Here is a 23,566-nt window from a genome sequence, read left to right on the forward strand (position 1 = left end):
ACCCCCTGAGGTCCGTACGCGCCCGCACCGCGCTCGGCGCCACCCTCGTCGTCGCGCTCGCCCTGGTCGTCGCCGGAGTGGCGCTGCTGTCGGTGCTGCGCGGCAACCTGGCCGACCAGGCCGGGCTCCGGGCCGACGTCACGGCCCGCTCCGTCGCCTCCCAGATCGCCTCCGGTACGCCCTTCGGCGAGCTGGACCTGCCCGACGACACCGAGGAGCACCCCGTCCAGGTCGTCGACGACGACGGCCGCGTGGTCGCCGTCGGGGAGGACATCGAGGCCATCGAAGGGACCGGCAGCGGGCGGACGAAGGCGCTTCCCGCGCGCCCCGAGGAGGGGGACGGGGGGACGGGCGAGGTCTCCGGCGAGGTGGCGTACTCGACCGGCGACGTCACCGTCGACGGCGACACCGCCACGTACCGCTTCGCCGCCGTCGAGGCATCCGGTCCGCGGGGCGCCGAGGCCACGGTGTACGCCGGCGCGCCCCTCGCCGGGCAGACCGTCTCCGGGGTGCGCGACGCGATGCTCGCCGCCCTGCCGGGGCTGCTGCTCGTCGTGGCGGGCGTGACGTGGCTGGTGACCCGGCGGGCGCTCAAGCCCGTCGAGGGCATCCGGCGGGAGATGGCGGCGATCACGGCGTCGGAGGACCTGTCGCGGCGCGTTCCGGAGCCGGGGACGGGGGACGAGGTGGCCCGGCTGGCGCGTACGACGAACGAGACGCTGGCCGCGCTGGAGGCGTCGGTGGACCGGCAGCGGCGGTTCGTCGCGGACGCCTCGCACGAGCTGCGCAGCCCGATCGCGAGCCTGCGCACGCAGCTGGAGGTGGGCGCGGCCCACCCCGAGCTGCTGGACCTCGACGGTGCGGTCGCCGATACCGTACGGCTGCAGCGGCTCGCCGCCGATCTGCTGCTGCTGGCTCGCCTCGACGCGGGCGAGCGGCCCGGTCAGGGGCGGGTCGATCTGGCGGCCCTGGTGCGGGAGGAGATCGCCCAGCGGTCCGGCGACCGGGTGCCGGTCACTGTCGACGCCGAGGGCGTCGCCGAGGTCGGCGGGTCGCGTGGCCAGCTGGCCCGGGTCCTAGGCAACCTGCTCGACAACGCGCAGCGGCACGCGGCCACCGGGGTGACGGTGACCGTCCGGGGCGGGGCGCGCGCCGTCGTGCTGAGTGTCCAGGACGACGGCGCCGGCGTGCCGGAGGCCGAGCGCGAGCGGGTCTTCGAACGGTTCGTCCGGCTGGACGACGCCCGCAGCCGGGACGAGGGCGGCGCGGGCCTCGGCCTCGCCATCGCCCGCGACATCGCGGTGCGCCACGGTGGCACCCTCACGGTCCGCCGGTCCCCCTCCGGCGGCGCGCTGTTCGAGCTGCGACTGCCCTCGTCCTAGGAGGTCAGGGCTTGCCGCGCAGGCCCCGCAGCTGTTCCGCGATGGGGTCGAGGGATCGGTGGAGGCTGTCCAGCGAGTCCGGGTTCAGCAGGTCGATGAAGTGCTTGCGCACCGACTCGACATGGTGCGGAGCGACCGTCCGCATGGTCTCCATGCCGTGGTCGGTGAGGACCGCGAACAGCCCTCGCCGGTCCGACTCGCAGTTCTCCCGGCGGACCAGGCCCGCGTTCTCCATGCGGGTGATCTGGTGGGAGAGGCGGCTCTTGGACTGCAGGGTCGCCGCCGCCAGGTCGCTCATCCGCATCCGCCGGTCAGGGGACTCGGAGAGGTTCACGAGGATCTCGTAGTCGTTGATGGTCAGGCCGAACGGCTGGAGGTCCTTCTCCAGCTGGTACGTCAGCAGCCTGTTGACGTCCAGATACGTACGCCAGGCGCGCTGCTCGGCATCGGTCAGCCAGGGGATGGCCGTCTCGGTCTCCATGTATGGATTCTACCTAAGAAGTTGAATGCTGGACGAAATCTGGTCAGTGACGCCGGGCAACTCCGGCCCCCCGTCCTCGCGTCTGCCCACCCGTACAACAAGAGCGCAGGCGTTCGAGGGCGTCACACTCCGCAGACTACCGCTCACAGCCCGAAGCGACGCTGGAGGTCCCCCAGCTGACCGGGAAGGCGCGGTGCCGATCCCTGGCCCCCATGGCTGGATCCCGCCCCTCCGCCACCGCCGGGCACACCCGGCTCGTGCGGCACGGACCCCGTCGCCGCGTCCGGCATCAGTGCCTCCGTCGACTGGAGCAGCACCGTGCCGGCCCCCACGAACTCGAACTGGTGCTCCTCGCCCGACGCCCCGCCGATCCCCGCGAGCTGCCGCAGCCCGCCCATCACGCCCGTCATGTAGCCGTGGTCGTAGTGATGGCAGGGGGAGGGGCAGTCCGCCCAGCCGACCAGCGCCTGCGGGTCGACGCGGAGGGGAGGCTCCATGAAGACCACCGGGCCGTTCGAGGCGGCCACGAACTTCCCCGTACCGATCAGTGTGAGGAAGCCCGGCACGATCGACTGCTTCAGGGCGAGAGTGGGCTGGTAGGCGAGCAGATTGCCGGCCCGGATGGTGAGGTTGCCCTCCTCCAGGTCGTACGCGTTGACGTCGAAGGCGCGGTCCGCGAGCAGCATCTTGCCGCTGCCCTCCGCCACCACCCAGTCCCCGGCGTGGAGGGGGGAGTGGAAGCTGGACCGGACGAGCCGGTCCAGGCGGCCGTGGCCGATGCCGTTGAAGTCGATCCGCCCGTAATAGGCGATCATCTTGCCCTTCTGGAGGAACCACTGGGAGCCCTTCAGCTCCACGCAGAAGGTGTACGGGTTGACGTTGTCGTCGCTCGGCAGCGTCATCGGGTCGTACACGACGGGTGTGCTCACAGCTTCTCCTCCGACGCCTGGACGTACACCGCGCCACTGCCGCTCAGCTCCAGCTGGAACGCCTCGCCGGAGCCGCGCCCCACCATGTCGCGCCAGCCGAGCGCGGTGGACAGCTTGTTGCGTACGTCGCCGTGGTGGGCGACGTAGGCCTGCGGGTCCACGTGCACCGGGCGGTCCGCTGTGATCGGGAGCTGGATCACGCCGCCGTGGGCCATCACGGCGACCGCGCCGTGGCCCTTCAGCGTCGTCGTGAACAGGCCCTGGCCGGACACCTGGCCGCGCACCATGCCCATGACCCCGCCCTGGGCGCCCAGGAACATCGTGCCCTGCTCCAGAGTCCCGTCGAAGGCCAGCAGCCGGTCCGCCTCCACGTACAGGGTGTCGCCGCTCAGCCGGATCACCTGGACGTGGTGGCCGCCGTGCCCGAACATCACCGTGCCGTTGCCCTCGACCGTCATGAGCGGCGTCGCCTCGCCGGCCACACGGCGCCCGATCATCGACATCAGACCGCCCTGTCCTCCGGCCGTGTTCGGCGTGAAAGTGACGTCGCCGCGGTACGCGAGCATCGCGCCGCGCTGGCTGAACATCTTCTGGCCGGGCGCGACCGTCGCCTCGACCATCTTCGCGTTGACCTCGCGGAACGGCATCAGACGTCCCCTCCGACCGTGTTGCGCTCGCTCGGCTGCACGTAGACCAGTCCGTCGCCCTCGAAGCGGATCTGGAAGGCCTCGCCGCCACCTTCGCCCATGAACGTGCGGAAAGTCACACCGGATTGGAAGCTCTGCCGGAGGCTGCCCTGGTGGGCGACGTACGCGCCCGGGTCCACCGACAGCGGGTACTGCGGGGTCACGCGCAGCACGACGGCCGGCCCGTCCGACATGATCGCCGCCTGCCCGGTGCCCTCCAGGGTCGTCGTGAACAGGCCCGTGCCCGTCGCGCCGCCCCGCAGTCCGGTGAAACCGGTGCCGGTGCGCAGGCCCGCGTCGGCGCACAGGAGGCTGCCGGCCTCGACGTAGAGCGTGTCGCCGTGGAGCGAGACGAGGTTGATCTCGCTCGCCCGGTCGGCGAAGTAGCAGGTGCCGTGCCCCTGCACCTCCATCACGGTCATCTGCTCGCCGGTGAGCCGGCGGGTGACCATGCCGCGCAGGCCCTCACCGCCGCCGGACATCTTCTTGAAGGCCATCCGGCCGTCGTACGCGACCATCGAGCCGTTCTTCGCTTTGACGGCGTCGCCGGTCATGTCGACGGCGAGCACTTTGCTGCCTTGGAGTCGGAACGTTGCCACGCGACGACGGTAACCGGTGGCCCGGGGGGTGGTGGTGCACCTGAGGAGTCCGACCCTGGTAACGGGTTCGCAAAGGCGCCTGTCACAATGAACGGGTCGCTTGTGCATCCGTTCACAAGATCGGTGCGTGAGTGACAGTCGACCCCCGAACGACGCCGAAGGTGCTGCCCGTGGACATCAAGACCGCCTCCTCCCTCCACCGCCTGCGACTCGTCTCCGCGCCGGAGGCCGTGTCGTTCCTCCTGCTGCTCGTCTGCTCGGTGCTCAAGCGCACGACGGAGTTCAACGCGGTCCCGGTCATGGGCGCGATCCACGGCGTGCTCTTCATCCTGTACGTCCTCTTCTGGCTGGACGCCTGGAACCGCACCAAGTGGGACCTGAAGACCGCCGCCCTGTACTTCGTCCTCTCCGTCCTCCCCTTCGGCGGCTTCTTCGCCGACCGCAAGCTCAAGCGCGCCGCCGATGACGCCGTCATCGCCTCCCGCGCCCGCCGCGAGGGCACGGTGAAGGCGTGATCGTCGCGTTCTCCGTCACCCCGCTCGGCGTCGGCGAGGAGGTCGGCGAGTACGTCGCCGACGCCGTGCGCGTCGTCCGCGAGTCGGGCCTGCCCAACCGCACCGACGCGATGTTCACCTCGATCGAGGGTGAGTGGGACGAGGTCATGGACGTCGTCAAGCGCGCCGTCGCCGCCGTCGAGGCCCGCGCCCCGCGCGTCTCGCTCGTGCTGAAGGCCGACATCCGCCCGGGCGTGACGGACGGCCTGACGTCCAAGGTCGACACGGTGGAGCGCCATCTCTCCGCCTAGCCTCCCGGTCGCCGCGTGATGAAACCCCTGGCCCCCGCGCGGGTCAGGGGCGCAGGGCTTCCGGCGCGCCCCGGGTGCCCACCGGCGCGCCCGGACGCCGGGCGACCGAAGTGCGAGACGGGGCTGATCAGCATGTGACCAGTCGGTAAGGTCGGTGACGTGCCCAAGCCGCTCAGCCTCCCGTTCGATCCCATCGCCCGCGCCGACGAGCTCTGGCAGCAGCGCTGGGGCCCCGTGCCCTCCATGGCCGCGATCACGTCGATCATGCGCGCGCACCAGATCCTCCTCGCCGAGGTCGACGCGGTGGTCAAGCCGTACGGGCTGACCTTCGCGCGGTATGAGGCGCTGGTCCTGCTCACCTTCTCCAAGGCGGGCGAGCTGCCGATGTCGAAGATCGGCGAGCGGCTGATGGTCCACCCGACCTCCGTGACCAACACCGTGGACCGCCTGGTCAGGTCCGGCCTGGTGGCCAAGCGGCCCAATCCCAACGACGGCCGCGGCACCCTCGCCTCCATCACCGACAAGGGCCGTGAGGTCGTCGAGGCCGCCACCCGCGACCTGATGGCGATGGATTTCGGGCTCGGCGCGTACGACGCCGAGGAGTGCGCCGAGATCTTCGCGATGCTGCGCCCGCTGCGGATCGCCGCGCACGACTTCGAGGAGAAGTAGCGGTTCCTCACCCGGGGGAAGATCGCCCGGAACGGGTGGTTACGCTCGTGTCCATGAAACGAAGCGTGCTGACCCGCTACCGGGTGATGGCCTATGTCACCGCCGTCATGCTGCTCGTGCTGTGCACGTGCATGGTCTTCAAGTACGGGTTCGACACGGGCGAGGACGTGACCTTCATGGTCTCCCAGGCCCACGGCGTCCTCTACATCATCTACCTGGTCTTCGCCTTCGACCTCGGTTCCAAGGCCCGGTGGCCGTTCGGCAAGCTCCTGTGGGTGCTGCTCTCCGGCACGATCCCCTTCGCCGCGTTCTTCGTCGAGCGCAAGGTCGCCCGCGAGGTGGAGCCGCTCGTCGGCGACGCCGCGCCCGCTTCCGTCAAGGCGTAACGCCCGCTCCCGCCGCCGTGCACCAGGTGTACGGCGGCCGGTCATCGACATTTACTAGGACGTCCTAGTAAATTCGAGGGTATGGACGCTCACGCCATCGAGGAAGGCCGCCGACGCTGGCAGGCCCGCTACGACGCCGCCCACAAGCGCGACGCCGACTTCACGACGCTCTCCGGTGACCCCGTGGAGCCCGTCTACGGGCCCCGGCCCGGCGACACCTACGAGGGCTTCGAGCGGATCGGCTGGCCGGGTGAGTACCCCTTCACCCGCGGGCTGTATCCGACCGGCTACCGCGGCCGGACCTGGACCATCCGCCAGTTCGCCGGGTTCGGCAACGCCGAGCAGACCAACGAGCGGTACAAGATGATCCTGGCGAACGGGGGCGGCGGACTGAGCGTCGCCTTCGACATGCCGACCCTCATGGGGCGCGACTCCGACGACCCGCGCTCCCTGGGCGAGGTCGGCCACTGCGGAGTCGCCATCGACTCGGCCGCCGACATGGAGGTCCTCTTCAAGGGCATCCCGCTCGGCGACGTCACGACCTCGATGACGATCTCCGGCCCCGCCGTCCCCGTCTTCTGCATGTACCTCGTCGCCGCCGAACGGCAGGGCGTCGATCCGTCCGTCCTCAACGGCACCCTCCAGACGGACATCTTCAAGGAGTACATCGCGCAGAAGGAGTGGCTCTTCCAGCCCGAGCCGCACCTGCGCCTGATCGGCGACCTCATGGAGCACTGCGCGGCCCGCATCCCCGCGTACAAGCCGCTCTCCGTCTCCGGCTACCACATCCGCGAGGCCGGCGCGACGGCCGCGCAGGAGCTGGCGTACACCCTCGCCGACGGCTTCGGTTACGTCGAGCTGGGCCTGTCGCGCGGCCTGGACGTGGACGTCTTCGCGCCCGGCCTGTCCTTCTTCTTCGACGCGCACGTCGACTTCTTCGAGGAGATCGCCAAGTTCCGCGCCGCCCGCCGCATCTGGGCGCGCTGGATGCGCGAGGTGTACGGCGCGAAGACGGACAAGGCGCAGTGGCTGCGGTTCCACACCCAGACCGCCGGGGTCTCCCTGACCGCCCAGCAGCCGTACAACAACGTCGTGCGCACCGCCGTCGAGGCGCTCGCCGCCGTCCTCGGCGGCACCAACTCGCTGCACACCAACGCCCTGGACGAGACCCTCGCCCTGCCCAGCGAGCAGGCCGCCGAGATCGCCCTGCGCACCCAGCAGGTGCTGATGGAGGAGACCGGCGTCGCCAACGTCGCCGACCCGCTGGGCGGTTCCTGGTACGTCGAGCAGCTCACCGACCGCATCGAGGCCGACGCCGAGAAGATCTTCGAGCAGATAAGGGAGCGCGGCCTGCGCGCCCACCCGGACGGGCAGCACCCCATCGGCCCCATCACCTCCGGCATCCTGCGGGGGATCGAGGACGGCTGGTTCACCGGCGAGATCGCCGAGTCCGCCTTCCGCTACCAGCAGGCTCTGGAGAAGGGGGACAAGAGGGTCGTCGGCGTCAACGTCCACCACGGGTCGGTGACCGGTGACCTGGAGATCCTGCGGGTCAGCCATGAGGTCGAGCGGGAGCAGGTGCGCGTGCTCGGTACGCGCAGGGCGAGCCGCGACGACGCGCGCGTGCGGGCCTCGCTGGACGCCATGCTGACCGCCGCGCGCAGCGGCGCCAACATGATCGAGCCGATGCTGGACGCGGTGCGCGCGGAGGCCACGCTCGGCGAGATCTGCGACGCCCTGCGCGAGGAGTGGGGCACGTACACCGAGCCGCCCGGCTTCTAGCCCGTCCTGAACGCGTATGCCCTGAACACGTATGCCCTGGCGGTGCGACCGTCAGGGCATACGCTGCGTTTCCGGCGGATTCTCCCGGATCAGGGCCAACAGGCCGGGAAAGCGGGCCTCCAGGTCGGCTCCGCGGAGCTGCGCCATGCGGCTGTTGCCGCGGTCGACCTGCCGGATGAGCCCGGCCTCCCGCAGGATGCGGAAGTGGTGGCTGCGGGTCGACTTGGACACCGGCAGCCCGAACGAGGAGCAGTGCCGCTCGGACCCCTCCGGCCCCCGGACGAGTTCCGAGATCACCTCGTACCGCAGGGGATCGGACAGCGCGTTCATCACGGAACGCAGGTGCATCTCCTCCAGCGAGGGGTGCCCCTCTGCGTCGGGCATGGCGGCTCCTTCGGAAGGTTCTACTTGCATGATACCTGCGCCTCGTGCCAGGTTAAGGTTCGACAAAACCCGAACCTCCCCGGCCGGTCGACGCCGGGGCGACCATGGAGCACCCCATGTCCACACAGACCGAGCCCCCGCTCGGCGGCGCGCCGGCGGCCACCGCGCCGGCCGCCCCCTCGGCGCACGCCGGTGCCGGCCCCCGGCAGACGCTCACGCTGATCGCGGTCCTCCTCGCCGTCTTCGTCGTGCCCACCTCGATCTCCGGTACCGCCGTGGCCCTGCCCGCCATCGGCGCCGACACGCACGCGGGCCTCGTGCCGCTGCAGTGGGTGGTCAACGCCTTCAACGTCGCCTTCGCCTGCTTCACGCTCGCCTGGGGTTCGATCGCCGACATCATCGGCCGCGTCCGCGCCTTCGCCATCGGCGCCGGTATCTACGCCGTCGCCTCGCTCGGCAGCGCCCTGGCCGGGAACGTGCTCCTGCTCGACGCCGCCCGCGCGCTGGCCGGACTCGGCGGTGCCGCGATCTTCTCCTGCGGCAGCGCGATCCTGTCCACCGTCTTCAGCGGCCCCGCGCGCGCCAAGGCGTTCGCGCTCTTCGGAACCGTCGCCGGCATCGGTGTCGCCGTCGGTCCCTCCGTCTCCGGCCTGCTCGTCCAGAGCCTCGGCTGGCGCTGGGTGTTCGCGCTGCACGCCGTGGCCCTCGCCCTCGTGCTGCTCGCCGTTCCGGCCATCGCCCGCTCGATGGCCGAGCCGCGCCGCGCCGACGCCCGCGTCGACGTGATCGGCAGCGCCCTGTTCGTCGTCGCCATGCTGCTGCTGACCACCGGCATCGTGCAGGGCTCGCAGTGGGGCTGGGGCAGCGCCGGCGTCCTGGGACTGTTCGCCGGAACGCTCGTCGCCCTCGCCGTGTTCACCGCCGTCGAGAAGCGCCGCGAACACCCGATGCTCGACCTGAGCGTGCTGGCCAACCGCCGCTTCCTGGCCCTCTGCCTGATCCCGGTCGCCGCGTCCTTCGGCTTCGTCACGATGCTGACGTACCTGCCGACCTACCTCACCGCCGTGGCCGGCTACACGAGTGGCGCGGCCGGGCTCACCATGGTCCTGCTGACCCTCCCGGTCCTCGTCTGCCCGATGCTCGCCGCCAAGCTGGTCTCGCGTGGCGTCCCCGCCCTCACCCTGCTCTACCTCAGCCTCGCCTGCCTGGTCGTCGGCGACCTCGCGCTCACGCTGTTCAGCCCGGACGTCGCCATCGCGGTCGTGGCCCTGCCGATGCTCGTCACCGGTGCCGGCATGGGGCTGTCCGCCGGGCTGGTCGACGGACAGGCGCTGGAGAACGTCGCCCCCGAGAAGGCGGGCATGGCGGCCGGCTTCCTCAACACACTGAGGCTGGGCAGCGAGGCCATCGCCGTCGCCGTGTACGGCTCGATGCTCGCCACCACCCTCGGTACGAGGATCCGCGAGGGCGTCGGGGGCTTCGACGGCGCGGGCGACCCGTCCGCCCTCGCCAACGAGGTGGCGGGGGGCGGCCTGTCCGCCGCGGCGCGGACGGTCCCCGCCGACCAGCGCGACCGGTTCACCGACTTCCTGGTCGGGGCGTACGACTCCGCCTTCGACACCATCCTGTGGGTCCTGGCGGCCGTCTGCCTGGTCCTCTTCCTGGTCATCGTCGCTCTGTGGCGCCGCGGTCGGAACGCGCCGGCCGCCACCGGCGCCACGACGGCCGGCTGACGGCCGGCGATGACCCGGGCCAAGGACGAGGAGCCTCAGATGTCCCCGACCCAGCACTACGGTGTCGCGGTCGTCGGTGGAGGGCCGGTCGGCATGCTGCTCGCGGCGGAGCTGGGCCTGCACGGCGTCAGGACGGTCGTACTGGAGCGCCATCCCGAGACCGTGGACCAGCCCAAGGCCGGCACCCTGCACGCGCGCACCGTGCAGTCCCTGGCCCGGCGCGGCCACCTGCCCACCCGGCGTGGTGGCCGCCTGGACCAGGTGGCCACCACGGCCTTCCACTTCGCCGGCATGCCCGGCCTGACCATCGGCGCCCCGGCGGTGGAGGGGCAGCCCATCGCCGGGCGCTCCCAGGCCGACCTGGAGCGGGCGTTCGAGCGAAACGCACGCGACCTGGGTGTCGAGATACGCCGCGGACACGACGTCGTCGCCCTCACCCAGGACCCCCGCCAGGTGGAGATCACCGCCGAGCACGGCGACGGACGGCGCACCACCCTCACCGCCGACTACGTGGTCGGCGCGGACGGAGCCCGCAGCACCGTGCGCGCCCTGGCGGGCATCCGGAGCGAGGAACACCCGCCCCGCGTGGCCGCCCTGCTCGGGCAGGTGCGCCTGCTCGACCCGGAGGGGACGCCGCCCGGCTGGAACCTCACCCCGCGCGGCTGGACGGTCATCAACGTCAACCCGTTCGGGTACAGCCGCGTCATCACCTTCGACTTCACCGGACCCCACGCGGACCGGCATGCCCCCGTCACCCTCGACGAGCTCCGCTCCACCGCGAGCCGGATCGCCGGGCACGACATCCCCATGACCGACGCGGTCTTCACCAGCCGCTTCAGCGACTACACGCGGCTGGTCCACCGCTATCGGGACGGGCGCGTCCTCCTCGCCGGCGACGCCGCACACGTGCACTTCCCGGTCGGCGGCCAGGGACTCAACCTCGGCCTGCAGGACGCGCTCAACCTCGGCTGGAAGCTCGCCCTCGCGGTGCGCGGCCACGCGGGCAAGGACCTGCTCGACACGTATCACGACGAGCGGCACCCGGCCGGGCGGCGGGTCATCGACAACACCCGGGCCCAACTGGCCCTGATGAGGCCGGGGGAGGAGACCGAACCCCTGCGGGCGCTGTTCGCCGAACTGCTCAGGCTGGACCAGGTCGGCGCGTACCTCGGCGACATGATCAGCGCCCAGGACACCGCCTACCCCTCGCGCGGCGGCTCTCCGTGGCAAGGGCGCTTCCTGCCCAACCTGCCCCTGGAGATCGACGGGGCGGACAGCTGCGTGGCGGACGTCCTGCACCCGGGCCGGCCGGTGCTCCTGCTGTTCGGCGACGCCGGCGAGGAGTACGCGCGGACGGCCGCCGCATGGGGGCACGTCGTGGACGCCGTACGGGCCCGGGCGCCGCGGCCCCTGCCGTGGGACGCGCTGCTGCTGCGCCCCGACGGTTACGTCGCGTGGGCACCGCCGTCGGCGCGGGCCGACGTGCCGGACGGGCTGCGGGCGGCGCTGCGGGAGTGGTTCGGCGAGGCGGCGGATGGCCGCTGACCGGGCCCGGGCCGGACACGGGTGTGCCCCGGACCCTCGACAGGGGGTCCGGGGCATCCCCGGCCGCCGCGTGGTCACGCCGCGGCCGGTACGGCTACCAGCGCACCGGCAGCGATGTCGGCCGCCTCAGCAGCGTCCCGTGGTCCCAGGTGAGCGTCCGCGGATCCGCGTCCAGTGCCAGGGTGGGGAACTCCGCCGCGAGGCGGGTGAGGAGCGTGGTGGCCTCCAGCCGGGTCAGCGCCGCGCCCATGCAGTGGTGCATGCCGTAACCGAACTGCAGGTGCCGCTTGCCGTTCCGGTCCGGGTCGATGACCTCCGGGTCCGGGAAGGCCTGCGGGTCGCGGTTGGCCGCGAAGGCGTCCGCGTACACGACGTCGCCGCGCCGGATCGTGCCGCCGGTCGTCTCCAGGTCCCGGGTGGCGACCCGGGGGAAGGTGGAGATGGTCCCGAGCGGCAGGACCCGGGCCAGCTCCTCCACCAGGCGCGGCGCGATCGACGGATCGTCCACCAGCCGCTGCCACAGCGGCGGGGCGCACAGCAGCGTGTACACCGCCTTGGTGAGGACGGAGAGGATGTTCTGGTCCCCACCCAGCACGGAACCGAGCAGCAGACCGACCAGCTCCTTGTCCGTCAGACCGGGCTCCGCGCTGTCGCGCCCCGCCACGAAGCGGGCGATGAGACCGTCCGGACGGGTGGGCCGCTCACCGGTCACCAGGTCGGTGACGTAGCCGTACACCTTCCAGAAGTGGTCCAGCAGGTGCGGGATGTCCTCGCGGGGCGCCATCTGGACCGTACGGGAGTACTGCCGGAAGTAGGCGATGTCCTCCACCGGTATGCCCAGGAAGTGGCAGTTGACCGTGACCGGGTACAGGTCGAGAACGGTACGGAAGAGGTCGGGACGGTCCTCGGCACGCAGCGCGGCGAACCGCTCGCCGATCACGGCGTCCACGGTGGGGCGCAGCCGCTCCACACCGGCCGCGCTGTAGTCCGCGGTGACGAAGCCGCGCATCCGCGCGTGGTCCGGGGCGTCGAGGTTGAGCAGCAGCTCGGGGGGCATGGTGGTCGGCAGGAAGCTGGGGCCGTCGTCCACGTTCGTCTCGGTGCGGGCGAACGTCGGGTCGGTGAGGACCTTGTGGACGTCGGCGTAGCGCGTCAGATGGACGGCGGTGTGGCCGCTCGGCAGCGTGATCTGCGGGAGGCCACCGGTGGAGCGGCCGGGCAGCGGGGTGTAGGCGGGCGGCGGGTCGAGGTGAGGGATCTCCGTGACCGTGACGGTGGAGACCGCGGAGACGGTGGTCGTACTCATGTTCGTTGCCTTGTCCTTGTGGAGGTGGGGAGCGGCCGGCTAGAGGATGCTGGGCAGTCCGGTGATCCGGCTCAGATCGCTCAGCGCCTGCCGGTTGTCGCGGAAGTGCACGGCGCGCCAGCCCCGGGCGCGGGCCGCGGCGCAGTTCTCGGCGAGATCGTCGACGAGGACGCAGTCGGCCGGTTCGGCCCCCGCCGTCTTCGCCGCGATGTCGAAGATCGCGGGGTCGGGCTTGCGGACCCCGGCCTTGCACGAGTCGATGAGGCAGTCGACCTCTCCGGCGGGGGCCACGATCGCCTGCCAGTGGGGCTCCCACTCCACGACGTTGTTCGACAGGATTCCCACGGGGAAGCCGTTCTCGCGGGCGTAGCGCAGGGCGCACACCATCAGGGGGTTCGCCGAGACGCCCTCGAACCACTGCTCGCCGAAGGTCTCCAGCCGGGCCCGCGACAGGTCGATGCCCGGGTGCCGATCCGTCAGGACGCGGGCGAGCCGGCGGCCCCACTCGGCCTCGGTGAGCACCCCCAGCTCGATGGGCGCCAGCGTCGGCATGTCCATCTCCGCGGCGACGGCCCTCATGGCGTCCTGGAGTTGCTCGGGCGTGATGCCGGTCTTGCGGTGGTACGCGGCGTACAGCGTCTCCAGTGGTGGCGACAGGACGCCGCCGAAGTCGAACCAGATCATGGGCAAGGGCATGCTGAAGCCTTCCTCGAACGGGAGAAGGGATTGGGGGGAGCGGTGCGCTCAGCCGGCCTGGAGCGCCGGCGAAGGGGCGGGCACGAAACGGCGCCCGAGGGGGCTGGTGCACTGGAGCGTGACCTCGGCAGTGGAGATCACGGCGTCCTCCTGCCGCATCTCCAGCCGGAACACGGCGGCGCCCGGTACCTGGCCCGGTGCTCCCTCGACCAGCTCGGCCCGGCAGACGGTGGGCAGTTCGAACTCTCCGAACCGGGTGAACGCGGCGTCGCAGCGCGTCAGCGACAGCCGCCCCGGCGACAGGCCGAGCAGCTCGTGGGCGGCGTGCAGGGCGGTCTGCCGGTACGCCTCGAAGAACAGCACACCGGGGATGTGGTCGAGCGGGTGGTCGAACAGGGCCGGGTGGGACTGGTCGACCACGACCTGGGCGACGACTTCGCGCCCGAGGGCGACCGCCTCCCCCAGCACCACGTTGGCGGGCGATCGCCGGCCCACGGCGGCGGGGACGAGTCCGCGCCCGGTGGGGTGCGCCCGTGGAGTGGTGAGGTCGAGCGCGGCCCGGCCCCGCTCCCGCAGCTTCGCCCACGCGGATCCGGGCATCCACTGGATGGTCATGGCCATGGTGGCGGCGTCACGGTCGTCGATGGCCAGGTCCATCCGCAGGGTCACGCCGACCAGTTGGTCATCGCGGTGCTTCTCGGCGGTGACGCGCACGGCGAGCACGGCCTGGCCGGGCAGCGGGCCGATGCGCAGCGCGTCGGTGGACAGGATGGTGAACTCGCCGGTGTTGAAGCTGAACTTGTGGTCCAGCGGTGCGCCGAGGTGCTCGTGGGCGACCAGGATGGAGGTCTGGCGGAACACCTCAAGCAGCAGCAGCGGGTCGTAGGCGGCGGGAGTGAGCGTGTGGTCGCTGTAGTAGCTGTGCACGCGGGGCAGTTGCGCGGCGACGAGGAAATCGTCGCCGGACCGGCGCCGGGTGTCGGTCAGGAACACCTCGCAGATGGCCGCGCGGTGGACGAGCTGTCGGGAGACGGTCGCGGAATACGACAGACCGTGATTCCCCGGAACAGGCATGGTTCGGTTCCCCCTTGTGATGAGCAGGTTCGAAAATGACCGTACCAAGGTTCGATTGATCTCGACCGTGGCGGCGGTCACAGGGGAAGGTCAACAGCAGGTAAGCAACATGTGTCCGGACGTGTGTCCGGCGGCCGTGGGGGGAACCCGATCGTGCTCGCGGCCGAGCGCGTCGCATGCTGGGCGGATGCGGATGCGGGTGCGGTGCGAGTGCGGATCGGCGTCAGGGAGGCCACGGCGGACGACTGGCCCGCCATCCGGCCGTTCTTCCACACGATCGTCGCCGCGGGCGACACCTTCACCTACCCGCGCGACCTGGGTGAGGAGGAGGCCCGCGGCTGGTGGCTGCCGCCGGCCCCGAACCGTACGGTCGCCGCCGGCGACGACGGGACCGGCGCGGTGCTCGGCACGGCCAGGATGAGCAACCACCAGAGCGGCGACGGCGCGCACATGGCCGGCGCCGGCTGCATGGCCGACCCCGCGCACCGGCGGCCGGGGCGTGGGCCGGGCGCCGGTCGAGTACACCCTGAAGTGGGCGCGCGACGCGGGCTTCCGGGGCATGCGGTTCAACGCGGTCGTGGAGACGAACATCCACGCACGCGGTACCGCTCTGCTAACGGCGCGGTTTCCGGCTCGTCGGCACCGTCCCGGAGGCCTTCGACCACCCCGAGCAGGGGACGTGGGGCTGCCCACCACGCACCGTCCGCTGTAGCCGACCCTGCCGTCGGCGGCGCGTCGGGCGGAACGGTGCGTGCCCGCCGGGGGCGTTCTCGGCGGTCAAGCTCGGCGCCGTGCGCACGGGCGATCGGGCGCGCCATCGCCAGGCCGAGGCCCGAACCGGGGCAGGGCGCGCGCCGATTCGGCACGGTGGAAGCGGTCGAAGACGCACGGGAGGTCCTCGTCCGCGATACCGGGACCGTGGCCCCGGTATGGGATCGCCGTCGGGGCCGGCGCGCAAGCTGATCGAGGCCTCGGGGCGGGACGGCGTCGAGGCCGTCGTCGACCCGGCGCGGCTGCGCCTCTTGACGGCCGACCGCCACCAGGTCCGGTCGGGGTCCGGTCGGGGTCTCAGGGGCTGACCGGGGTCCGATCAGGTCTGCGCCGCTGCTCCCAGGCCCCCCAGCAGCAGGGCGGTGAAGCGCTGGACCCACGCCGCGTCGACGGGTTCGGCGCTCACCAGGGCGCGGTGCACCACCGCGCCCGCGATCACGTCGAAGATCAGGTCGTCCGTACCCGCGGTCGAACCCATGTCGGCGGGCAGCTCGCCGCGGGCCTGGGCGCGTCGCCGCCCCTCCAGGACCAGCCGCTTCTGGCGGTCCACGATCGAGGTGCGGATCCGTTCGCGCAGCGGTTCGTCGCGGGTCGACTCGGCGACCACGGCCATGAGCGCCGTCTTGGTCTCGGGCCGCTCCAGGAGCGCGGCGAACTGGTGGACGACGCCCTCGATGTCGGCCGCGAGACTGCCGCGGTCGGGAAGTTCCAGCTCGTCGAAGAGGACGGCGACGGCGTCGACGACGAGCTCGTTCTTGCTTGCCCAGCGCCGGTAGAGCGTCGTCTTGGCGACGCCGGCGCGGCCGGCGACGTCGCCCATCGTCAGCTTCGACCAGCCCAGGTCGACCAGCGCGGCCCGGGTCGCCTCCAGGATCGCGGCGTCGGCGGCGGCGCTGCGGGGGCGTCCGGTGCGGCTTCGAGGGCTGGTACGGCTGCACATGGCGCCGACCATACCGGCCAGTAGGTTCCGGGTGCCCGAGGTGGCGCGTGTGAGCGAGCTCACCTCTGGGCATCGCTTCCGGAGTGACCGCTTACAGATACGCTACGACCTGTAGCGAAAGGCTCTGAGCGGCCCCGCGACAACCACAGGCACCAGGGTGGGGACCCGGTGCCACACAGTGCACATGTACCGACTCGCGAACGTCCGTACGCCCGTATTCACCGGCGGGGGCCTACGGGCGGGCGCGGTTCGGCCGCGGCTTCGCCGTGACTTACCGCTTACGCGCGCGGAGGGGGGAGGATGTACCCATGCAGCCTAGGAACATGTCCATGAGCGGCGTCGTCGACCTCGCCGCGGTGAAGGCGGCCCAAGAGGCCAAGGCGAAGGCGGAGCAGGCGCGCGCCGAGGCCGCCCGGCACGGCGGCGGCGGGGCCGTGTCCCCGTCCGCCCTGGTGATCGACGTCGACGAAGCCGGTTTCGAGCGCGATGTCATCCAGCGCTCCGCCGAAGTCCCCGTCGTCCTCGACTTCTGGGCCGAGTGGTGCGAGCCGTGCAAGCAGCTCGGCCCCCTGCTGGAGCGGCTGACCGTCGAGTACAACGGCCGCGTCCTCCTCGCCAGGATCGACGTCGACGCCAATCAGATGCTGATGCAGCAGTTCGGGATCCAGGGGATCCCGGCGGTCTTCGCGGTGGTCGCCGGCCAGGCGCTGCCGCTCTTCCAGGGCGCGGCCCCGGAGGCGCAGATCCGGCAGACGTTTGACCAGCTGATCCAGGTGGCCGAGCAGCGCTTCGGCCTCACCGGCCTCACCGTCGACGCGGACGCCGAGGTACCGGGTGCGGCCGCCGCTCCCGCGCGCCCGGCCGGTCCGTACGACGCGCTGCTGGAGGCGGCGGCGCAGGCCCTGGACGCCAACGACTTCGCCGGCGCGGTCCAGGCGTACAAGAACGTCCTGGTGGACGACCCGGCCAACACCGAGGCCAAGCTGGGCCTCGCCCAGGCCGAACTCCTCGGGCGGGTCCAGGACATGGACCCCCAACTGGTCCGCAAGAACGCCGCGGACAACCCGGCGGACGTCCAGGCCCAGCTGGCGGCGGCCGACCTCGACCTGGTCGGCGGCCATGTGGAGGACGCGTTCGGGCGGCTCGTGGAGACCGTACGGCGCACGGCGGGCGACGACCGGGACACCGCGCGCCTGCGGCTGCTGGCGCTCTTCGAGGTGGTCGGCGCCGACGACCCACGGGTGACCGCCGCCCGCTCGGCACTGGCGCGCGTGCTGTTCTGACGCACGCTGCACCGGGCTTGGCCTGAACGTCGCCGCATGGGCGACAGAGTGACAGAACGCGGCCGTGCTTTACCAAAACTTGGTAAACGCGGCCGCTGTTACTTGCAGTAAATCGACACCCTCCTTATGTCCGGCTTTTGCCGCCGATATCGCCTTCTGTCGAACTCGCGGGTAGCACCCTGCGTACCCGCGTGGCGCCGCCCTGTCGTGGCGAGGTTATCCGCCCGTTACCAGTGAGTAACGACCCCCCTTGTGCCCCGGCGCGGAATGCACCACGATCGGCCACGCTCGGTCCAATTCCGTACCAGCCCGGCATCCAGCCGAGCCCCGGAGTCGGGTCCCCACCGAGTGGGCCGGCGTCCAGGACGCCGGCCGCGGACAGGGGGGTTCCTGCCGATCCCGGCAGGGCCTGTCCGGCAGGTTGCGCGAAGGCGTGGCCAGTGGTTGTCGCTCGGGGGTGATCGCCGGTGATTCGGACGCGGCTCGCGCCTGATCTACGGGCGCTCTCCTTCCCGAGGACGTAGCACTTCTCCCATCCCAGGACGGGGCCTTGAGGCCCCGCCGGAGATGTACGTCCGAGAAGGAGGAACATATGAAGTCCCAGGTTCGTGGTGGGACCAGATGGAAGCGGTTCGCCGTCGTCATGGTGCCCAGTGTGGCCGCGACGGCCGCGATAGGCGTCGGCCTGGCTCAGGGGGCGCTCGCCTCGTCGTTCGCCGTGTCGGGCCAGGAGTTCAAGGTCACGGCCGGCTACCTGGACGGCACTGGCTTCGCCCAGTACGGCGGCGTCGACATGGGCTACAAGGACGTCAAGGAGGGTGACGCGAAGGTCCCGCGGCCTGTCGCCATCTCGACGTTCAAGAACGCCAAGATCACCAAGATGTGCCAGTCCGTGGTGACGGACGTGCCCTTCCTGGGCAAGGTCACTCTTCGCCTGACGGCCGGTGACCAGGGAACCCCCGTCAAGGCGCAGAACCTGTACCTGGACGTCACCGACCTCGAAGCCAATGCCAAGTTCACCAACATCGACATCGGCATGGCGGCCAAGGACACGGGCAGCGGCAAGTTCGCCAAGGGCCCGGTCGTCAAGGACCAGGAAATCAACCAGAACGGCTTCGCCCAGCAGGCGACCAGGGCCGAGCTGAGTGACGTCAGGCAGAAGGCATGGGCGACCACCGCCGGTTCCTTCGAGCTGAGCGGCCTGAAGATGAAGCTGCTCCGGGGCGACGGTGGCCCGAACATCGAGTGCTACTGACCGGTGATCCCCGCGGGCGGGCACGGATGCCCGTGGCAGCCGTGCCCGCCCGTCTCCCTCTCCACATAGCAATGCCAGTTCCAGGGAGCTTTCCATGACCGCCGAGTCCCCGGCTCAGAACGAGCACTACCTCCGCGTCTTCCGCAGGCGGTTTCGCGACTGGCGGGGCACCCGTCCGTTCTGGGCGGGCCTGCTGACCCTCCTGGGCGGAATCCCCATCGCCTACTTCCCGTACGCGAGCCTCCAACTGGGGCAGATGACGCTGTCCATGGCGACCACCGCGGGCGCCGGGTCCCTGATCATCGGCGTACTCCTGGTCACCCTGGGACTGACCATGTGGTTCCAGGCCCTGGTGCGGGTGTTCGCGGGCGTCGCCGCGATCCTGCTGGCGCTGGTCTCCATCCCCGTCGCCAACTTCGGCGGCTTCGTCGTCGGCTTCCTGCTGTCCCTGATCGGCGGAGCGCTCTCCATCGCGTGGGCGCCGGGCACGCCGGAGGCCGCCCGCGCCCAGGAGACCCGGGAGCCCGGCGAATCCGCCGCGCAGAGCGACGTGTACGCGTACGAGACAGAGACGACGGTCGACGCCAACGGCGGGAGGAACAGTGCGGGGTGACGAAACGCAGTCGGCGACGACTGGGGGCGACGACACTCTGAACAGAAGGGGGCCGCGTCACGCGGCACCCAGGAAGTCGCTGCTCAACAGGTTGCAGGCGCCCGCCGGCAAGGCGATGGCCCTGGCCGCGATGCCCACCGCCGTACTCGTCGGCATCGGGCTCACGCCCAAGCTGGCCCTCGCCGACGAGAAGGACATCCCCTTCGCCCCCGGCCCGTGTGTGACGCGCTCCGACGAGCCGCAGGAGCCGGAGGAGTCCGCCAAGCCGTCGCAGTCCGACTCCCCGTCGCCCAAGCCGTCGTCGAGCGCGAGCGGCGACACGGCGGACAGGGGTGACCGCGCCGGCGACGAGAAGGACCCGAAGCCGGGCGCGAGCCCCTCGGCGGGCGCGTCCGGGTCGACGAAGGAGACGGAGCCGGAGGCGCAGTCGAAGACCGGCGCGACGGCGTCCCCGACGCCGAGCCGGATCCCGGCGCCGACCCCGACACCCACCGGGACCAGGAACCCGCTGGACCCCCTGGGCGTCGGTGACGCCATCAAGGGCATCCTCGACGGTCCGGACGACGACAAGCCGACGGCCACCCCGTCGACGAGCGCGCCCACGACGACGCGACCGTCCAGCGAGCCGTCCACCCGGCCGTCGACCGAGCCCCCGGCCGGGAAGCCCTCGACGGAACCGGCCGCCAAGCCCTCGGTCAAGCCGGTGGACGACACCACCGACCGCACCAAGGAAGCGATCAAGGACGCCGCCGACAAGGCCGGCGTGAAGGTCGAGGAGCTGCCCGAGGACGTCAAGGGACTCGACCCCAAGAAGGACGAGGACATCCCGGACGGCGCCAAGCCCAGCTTCCCCTGCCCGACCCCCGACCCGCAGGCCCTCGCGGACGCCAAGGCGGAGCCCGGCATCCCGCTGCTCCCGGACGAGCCGTGGAAGCTGGAGAGCACGAGGCTCACCCTGCGCGGCCTCGACTACCACGGCATCGTCGAGGTGCGGACGGGCAGCGGCAAGACCAAGAAGGTCCTGAAGTTCACCGCGTCGTCGGTCGACATCAAGGACCTGCACCAGCTGACGGTCCACTCCGAGGGCCGCACGGGCCACGTGACGTCCCGCCCGGGCTCCACCTCCGAGATCCGCGGCGGCACGGTGACGATGTACACGGAGGAGCTGAAGGGCGACCTCTTCGGCCTCATCCCGATCACCTTCAGCCCCGAGACCCCGCCCCCGCTGAACGTCCCGTTCGCCTTTTTCACGGACGTGAAGGTGACGCAGGCGGGCCAGTTCGGCGGCGACCTGACGGTGCCGGGCCTGAAGAACTTCATCGAGGGCTGAGCGACCAGGCCTCTCCGGGGGGCGCACAGCGAGGCCCCCGACGGCCCGGCGTTCGCCTCGCATGCCGGTCGCCGTCGGCGGAAGGTGGATCTGCCGCCCGTACGCCGGTGGGCCGCACCCTCATCGAGAGGGTGCGGCCCACCGGCGTACGCGGACGGAAACCGTCAGGCGCGCGTCTCGCCGCCCAGGTGGTGGACGCGGACCATGTTCGTCGTGCCCGGGACGCCCGGAGGGGAGCCCGCGGTGATGACCATGATGTCGCCCTCGTTGTAGCGCTGGAGCCTCGCGAGCTCCGCGTCCACCAGGTCCACCATCGCGTCCGTGTTGTCGACGTGGGGGACGACGAAGGACTCGATGCCCCAGCTCAGGGCGAGCTGGTTGCGGGTGGCGGCCTCGGTCGTGAAGGCGAGGATCGGCTGCCCCGCGCGGTAGCGGGACAGGCGGCGGGCCGTGTCGCCGGACTTGGTGAAGGCGATCAGGGCCTTGCCGTCCAGGAAGTCGGCGATCTCGGCGGCCGCGCGGGCGACGGAGCCGCCCTGGGTGCGGGGCTTCTTGCCCGGCACCAGGGGCTGGAGGCCCTTGGAGAGCAGCTCCTCCTCCGCCGCGACGACGATCTTGGACATCGTCTTGACCGTCTCGATCGGGTACGCGCCGACTGAGGACTCGGCGGACAGCATGACCGCGTCCGCGCCGTCCAGGATCGCGTTGGCGACGTCGGACGCCTCGGCGCGCGTCGGGCGCGAGTTGGTGATCATCGACTCCATCATCTGGGTCGCGACGATCACCGGCTTGGCGTTGCGGCGGCACAGTTCGATCAGCCGCTTCTGCACCATCGGGACCTTTTCGAGCGGGTACTCGACGGCCAGGTCACCACGGGCCACCATCACCCCGTCGAACGCCATCACGACGTCCTGCATGTTCTCGACGGCCTGCGGCTTCTCCACCTTGGCGATGACCGGGACCCGGCGGCCCACCTCGTCCATCACCTTGTGGACGTCCTTGACGTCGTTGGCGTCGCGGACGAAGGACAGGGCGACCAGGTCGCAGCCCATCCGCAGCGCGAAGCGCAGGTCCTCGACGTCCTTCTCGGACAGGGCCGGGACGTTGACGGCCGTACCCGGCAGGTTGATGCCCTTGTGGTCGGAGATGACCCCGCCCTCGACGACGATCGTCCTGACGCGGCGGCCGTCGACCTCGATGACGCGCAGCTCGACGTTGCCGTCGTTGATCAGGATCTGGTCGCCCTTGGAGACGTCGCCGGGCAGGCCCTTGTAGGTGGTGCCGCAGATGGACTTGTCACCGGGGACGTCCTCGGTGGTGATGGTGAACTCGTCGCCACGGACCAGTTCGACCGGCCCCTCGGCGAAGGTTTCCAGACGGATCTTGGGGCCCTGGAGGTCGGCGAGCACGCCCACCGCGCGGCCGGTGTCCTCGGCCGCCTGACGGACGCGGTGGTACCGCTCCTCGTGCTCAGCGTGGGATCCGTGGCTCATGTTGAAGCGGGCCACGTTCATACCGGCCTCGATGAGCGCTTTCAGCTGCTCGTACGAGTCGACGGCGGGGCCCAATGTGCAGACGATTTTGGAACGGCGCATAAGGCGGATCCTATCGGTTTGTTTCACTGCGGAATATTCCGTCTGGTGGAATGTACAAATGGGCGGGTGGCCGCTCAGTCGTCGACCGATGGGTTAACCAGTGAGTAGGTTTGCTGCGCGATTTCCAGCTCCTCGTCCGTCGGCACCACGGCCACCGCCACCCGCGCGTACGCGGGCGAGATCAGCCGCGGTTCACCGGAGCGTACGGCGTTGAGGCCCGCGTCCACCGCGAGGCCCAGCTCCTCCAGGCCCGCGATGGCGGCTTCCCGCACCGGCGCCGCGTTCTCACCGACACCCGCCGTGAACGCCACCGCGTCCACCCGCCCCAGCACCGCGTAATAGGCGCCGATGTACTTCTTCAGACGGTGGATGTAAATGTCGAAGGCCAACCGCGCCCGCTCATCGCCCTCATCGATCCGCCGACGGATCTCGCGCATGTCATTGTCACCGCAAAGCCCCACCAAACCGCTCTTCTTGTTCAACAGGACATCGATCTCGTCCGTGGACATTCCGGCGACCCGCTTCAGATGGAAGACGACCGCCGGGTCGATGTCACCCGAGCGCGTACCCATGACGAGCCCCTCCAAGGGGGTCAGGCCCATGGAGGTGTCCACGCACCGCCCGCCGGCCACCGCCGACGCGGACGCGCCGTTGCCCAGGTGCAGAACGATCACGTTCACCTCGGACGGATCCTTGCCGAGCAGCCCCGCCGTGCGGCGCGACACGTACGCGTGCGACGTGCCGTGGAAGCCGTAACGGCGGATGCGGTGCGCGTCCGCGGTCTCGACGTCGATCGCGTACCGCGCCGCGTGTTCCGGCATCGTCGTGTGGAACGCCGTGTCGAAGACCGCCACCTGCGGCAGGTCCGGGCGCAGCGCCCGGGCCGTGCGGATACCGGTGACGTTCGCCGGGTTGTGGAGCGGCGCGACCGGGATGAGGCGCTCGATCTCGGCGAGCACCTCGTCCGTGATGACGGTCGGCGCGGAGAACCTCAGACCGCCGTGCACCACCCGGTGCCCGATCGCCGCCAGCTCGGGCGAGTCCAGGCCGAGCCCGTCCGCCGCCAGCTCCTCGGCGACCGCCTTCAGCGCCGCCTCGTGATCGCCGATCGGTGCCGTGCGCTCACGCTGCTCACCGCCGTCCGTCAGCGGGGTGTGCACCAGGCGGGACGTTTCCTCGCCGATCCGTTCCACCAGCCCGACGGCGAGCCGCGCACCGTCGTGCATGTCGAGCAGCTGGTACTTCACCGAGGACGAGCCGGAGTTGAGGACGAGGACACGGGTCGCGGTCGCGTTGCTCACGGGAGGAGTGCTTTCTGCTGC

Annotated in this window: 23 protein-coding genes and 2 pseudogenes; 13 read left to right on the forward strand and 12 right to left on the reverse strand. The window is 71.1% G+C overall.

The genetic code is table 11. The features are described 5' to 3' along the window. Positions 1 to 5: 5 nt before the first annotated feature. The gene (locus ABZZ38_RS11020; RefSeq protein WP_356738190.1) at positions 6 to 1,382 is read left to right on the forward strand and encodes a HAMP domain-containing sensor histidine kinase; all 1,377 of its coding nucleotides are present in this window, start codon (positions 6 to 8) and stop codon (positions 1,380 to 1,382) included. Between the two features lie 4 nt (positions 1,383 to 1,386). Here ABZZ38_RS11020 and ABZZ38_RS11025 read toward each other — a convergent pair whose 3' ends face one another. The 4 genes from ABZZ38_RS11025 to ABZZ38_RS11040 all read right to left on the reverse strand — a co-directional run bounded on the left by ABZZ38_RS11025 (position 1,387) and on the right by ABZZ38_RS11040 (position 4,077). After that, a complete protein-coding gene (locus ABZZ38_RS11025; RefSeq protein WP_356738058.1) occupies positions 1,387 to 1,863 on the reverse strand; it encodes a MarR family transcriptional regulator in 477 nt (158 codons plus the stop codon). Between the two features lie 143 nt (positions 1,864 to 2,006). Continuing rightward, entirely contained in the window at positions 2,007 to 2,792 is a 786-nt protein-coding gene (locus tag ABZZ38_RS11030) for an AIM24 family protein (protein ID WP_356738060.1), read from the reverse strand. Then, positions 2,789 to 3,439: an AIM24 family protein gene (locus tag ABZZ38_RS11035; RefSeq protein WP_356738062.1), complete on the reverse strand. Its 651-nt coding sequence runs from the start codon at positions 3,437 to 3,439 to the stop codon at positions 2,789 to 2,791. Before ABZZ38_RS11035 ends, ABZZ38_RS11030 begins: the two co-directional genes overlap by 4 nt. Then, a complete protein-coding gene (locus ABZZ38_RS11040; protein ID WP_356738064.1) occupies positions 3,439 to 4,077 on the reverse strand; it encodes an AIM24 family protein in 639 nt (212 codons plus the stop codon). The genes ABZZ38_RS11035 and ABZZ38_RS11040 overlap by 1 nt, the downstream gene beginning before the upstream one ends. Before the next feature lie 170 nt (positions 4,078 to 4,247). Here ABZZ38_RS11040 and ABZZ38_RS11045 point away from each other — a divergent pair, with 170 nt between their 5' ends. The 5 genes from ABZZ38_RS11045 to ABZZ38_RS11065 all read left to right on the forward strand — a co-directional run bounded on the left by ABZZ38_RS11045 (position 4,248) and on the right by ABZZ38_RS11065 (position 7,719). Then, entirely contained in the window at positions 4,248 to 4,592 is a 345-nt protein-coding gene (locus tag ABZZ38_RS11045; RefSeq protein WP_356738065.1) for a DUF3817 domain-containing protein, read from the forward strand. Continuing rightward, entirely contained in the window at positions 4,589 to 4,882 is a 294-nt protein-coding gene (locus ABZZ38_RS11050) for an MTH1187 family thiamine-binding protein (protein WP_356738067.1), read from the forward strand. The genes ABZZ38_RS11045 and ABZZ38_RS11050 overlap by 4 nt, the downstream gene beginning before the upstream one ends. Before the next feature lie 159 nt (positions 4,883 to 5,041). After that, complete coding sequence (locus tag ABZZ38_RS11055; protein ID WP_356738069.1) at positions 5,042 to 5,551, forward strand: MarR family transcriptional regulator; 510 nt, start codon at positions 5,042 to 5,044, stop codon at positions 5,549 to 5,551. 53 nt (positions 5,552 to 5,604) lie between these two features. Continuing rightward, positions 5,605 to 5,937, forward strand: a complete 333-nt coding sequence (locus tag ABZZ38_RS11060) for a DUF3817 domain-containing protein (protein ID WP_356738071.1) — start codon at positions 5,605 to 5,607, stop codon at positions 5,935 to 5,937. Positions 5,938 to 6,018: 81 nt separating this feature from the next. After that, entirely contained in the window at positions 6,019 to 7,719 is a 1,701-nt protein-coding gene (locus tag ABZZ38_RS11065) for a methylmalonyl-CoA mutase family protein (RefSeq protein ID WP_356738073.1), read from the forward strand. Between the two features lie 51 nt (positions 7,720 to 7,770). Here the strand turns inward: ABZZ38_RS11065 and ABZZ38_RS11070 are convergent, their stop codons facing one another. Further along, a complete protein-coding gene (locus ABZZ38_RS11070) occupies positions 7,771 to 8,103 on the reverse strand; it encodes an ArsR family transcriptional regulator (RefSeq protein ID WP_356738075.1) in 333 nt (110 codons plus the stop codon). Between the two features lie 116 nt (positions 8,104 to 8,219). Between ABZZ38_RS11070 and ABZZ38_RS11075 the strand changes: the two genes are divergently transcribed. Next, entirely contained in the window at positions 8,220 to 9,836 is a 1,617-nt protein-coding gene (locus ABZZ38_RS11075) for an MFS transporter (protein ID WP_356738077.1), read from the forward strand. Positions 9,837 to 9,875: 39 nt separating this feature from the next. Then, positions 9,876 to 11,381 (forward strand): FAD-dependent monooxygenase, encoded by a 1,506-nt coding sequence (locus ABZZ38_RS11080; protein WP_356738079.1) that lies wholly within the window; start codon positions 9,876 to 9,878, stop codon positions 11,379 to 11,381. Positions 11,382 to 11,475: 94 nt separating this feature from the next. On the opposite strand, the gene ABZZ38_RS11085 is transcribed toward ABZZ38_RS11080, so the two are convergent. Genes ABZZ38_RS11085 through ABZZ38_RS11095 form a run of 3 tightly spaced genes read right to left on the reverse strand, consistent with a single transcriptional unit; the run spans position 11,476 to position 14,457 of the window. Then, positions 11,476 to 12,687, reverse strand: coding sequence for a cytochrome P450 (locus ABZZ38_RS11085; protein WP_356738081.1), 1,212 nt, complete (start codon positions 12,685 to 12,687; stop codon positions 11,476 to 11,478). 39 nt (positions 12,688 to 12,726) lie between these two features. Further along, on the reverse strand, positions 12,727 to 13,383 hold the full coding sequence (locus ABZZ38_RS11090; RefSeq protein ID WP_356738083.1) for an HAD-IA family hydrolase: 657 nt from the start codon (positions 13,381 to 13,383) through the stop codon (positions 12,727 to 12,729). 48 nt (positions 13,384 to 13,431) lie between these two features. Next, a complete protein-coding gene (locus tag ABZZ38_RS11095; protein ID WP_356738085.1) occupies positions 13,432 to 14,457 on the reverse strand; it encodes a ScbA/BarX family gamma-butyrolactone biosynthesis protein in 1,026 nt (341 codons plus the stop codon). A 216-nt stretch (positions 14,458 to 14,673) separates the two neighbouring features. On the opposite strand from ABZZ38_RS11095, the pseudogene ABZZ38_RS11100 reads away from it, so the two are divergent. Continuing rightward, a pseudogene (locus ABZZ38_RS11100) lies at positions 14,674 to 15,169 on the forward strand (GNAT family N-acetyltransferase). A 27-nt stretch (positions 15,170 to 15,196) separates the two neighbouring features. Here the strand turns inward: ABZZ38_RS11100 and ABZZ38_RS11105 are convergent. Both ABZZ38_RS11105 and ABZZ38_RS11110 read right to left on the reverse strand, forming a co-directional pair. Then, positions 15,197 to 15,378, reverse strand: a pseudogene (locus ABZZ38_RS11105) (sensor histidine kinase); the annotation flags it as partial. A 169-nt stretch (positions 15,379 to 15,547) separates the two neighbouring features. Beyond that, entirely contained in the window at positions 15,548 to 16,168 is a 621-nt protein-coding gene (locus tag ABZZ38_RS11110; protein WP_356738087.1) for a TetR/AcrR family transcriptional regulator, read from the reverse strand. Positions 16,169 to 16,476: 308 nt separating this feature from the next. Between ABZZ38_RS11110 and ABZZ38_RS11115 the strand changes: the two genes are divergently transcribed. From ABZZ38_RS11115 to ABZZ38_RS11130, 4 genes are all read left to right on the forward strand, one after another. Further along, positions 16,477 to 17,451, forward strand: a complete 975-nt coding sequence (locus ABZZ38_RS11115; RefSeq protein WP_356738088.1) for a tetratricopeptide repeat protein — start codon at positions 16,477 to 16,479, stop codon at positions 17,449 to 17,451. Between the two features lie 592 nt (positions 17,452 to 18,043). After that, a complete protein-coding gene (locus ABZZ38_RS11120; protein ID WP_356738090.1) occupies positions 18,044 to 18,706 on the forward strand; it encodes a DUF6230 family protein in 663 nt (220 codons plus the stop codon). Between the two features lie 94 nt (positions 18,707 to 18,800). Then, positions 18,801 to 19,319 carry a DUF6114 domain-containing protein gene (locus tag ABZZ38_RS11125; protein WP_356738092.1) on the forward strand — a complete coding sequence of 173 codons (519 nt, stop codon included), beginning with the start codon at positions 18,801 to 18,803 and terminating at the stop codon, positions 19,317 to 19,319. Continuing rightward, the gene (locus tag ABZZ38_RS11130; protein ID WP_356738094.1) at positions 19,309 to 20,649 is read left to right on the forward strand and encodes a hypothetical protein; all 1,341 of its coding nucleotides are present in this window, start codon (positions 19,309 to 19,311) and stop codon (positions 20,647 to 20,649) included. The genes ABZZ38_RS11125 and ABZZ38_RS11130 overlap by 11 nt, the downstream gene beginning before the upstream one ends. 164 nt (positions 20,650 to 20,813) lie before the next feature. On the opposite strand, the gene pyk is transcribed toward ABZZ38_RS11130, so the two are convergent. Both pyk and ABZZ38_RS11140 read right to left on the reverse strand, forming a co-directional pair. After that, positions 20,814 to 22,244, reverse strand: a complete 1,431-nt coding sequence (gene pyk, locus ABZZ38_RS11135; RefSeq protein ID WP_356738096.1) for a pyruvate kinase — start codon at positions 22,242 to 22,244, stop codon at positions 20,814 to 20,816. Positions 22,245 to 22,318: 74 nt separating this feature from the next. Then, the gene (locus ABZZ38_RS11140) at positions 22,319 to 23,545 is read right to left on the reverse strand and encodes an acetate kinase (protein ID WP_356738098.1); all 1,227 of its coding nucleotides are present in this window, start codon (positions 23,543 to 23,545) and stop codon (positions 22,319 to 22,321) included. Between the last annotated feature and the right edge of the window lie 21 nt (positions 23,546 to 23,566).

The sequence above is a fragment of the Streptomyces sp. NPDC006368 genome (assembly GCF_040612535.1).
In the GTDB taxonomy this organism is placed as follows: domain Bacteria; phylum Actinomycetota; class Actinomycetes; order Streptomycetales; family Streptomycetaceae; genus Streptomyces.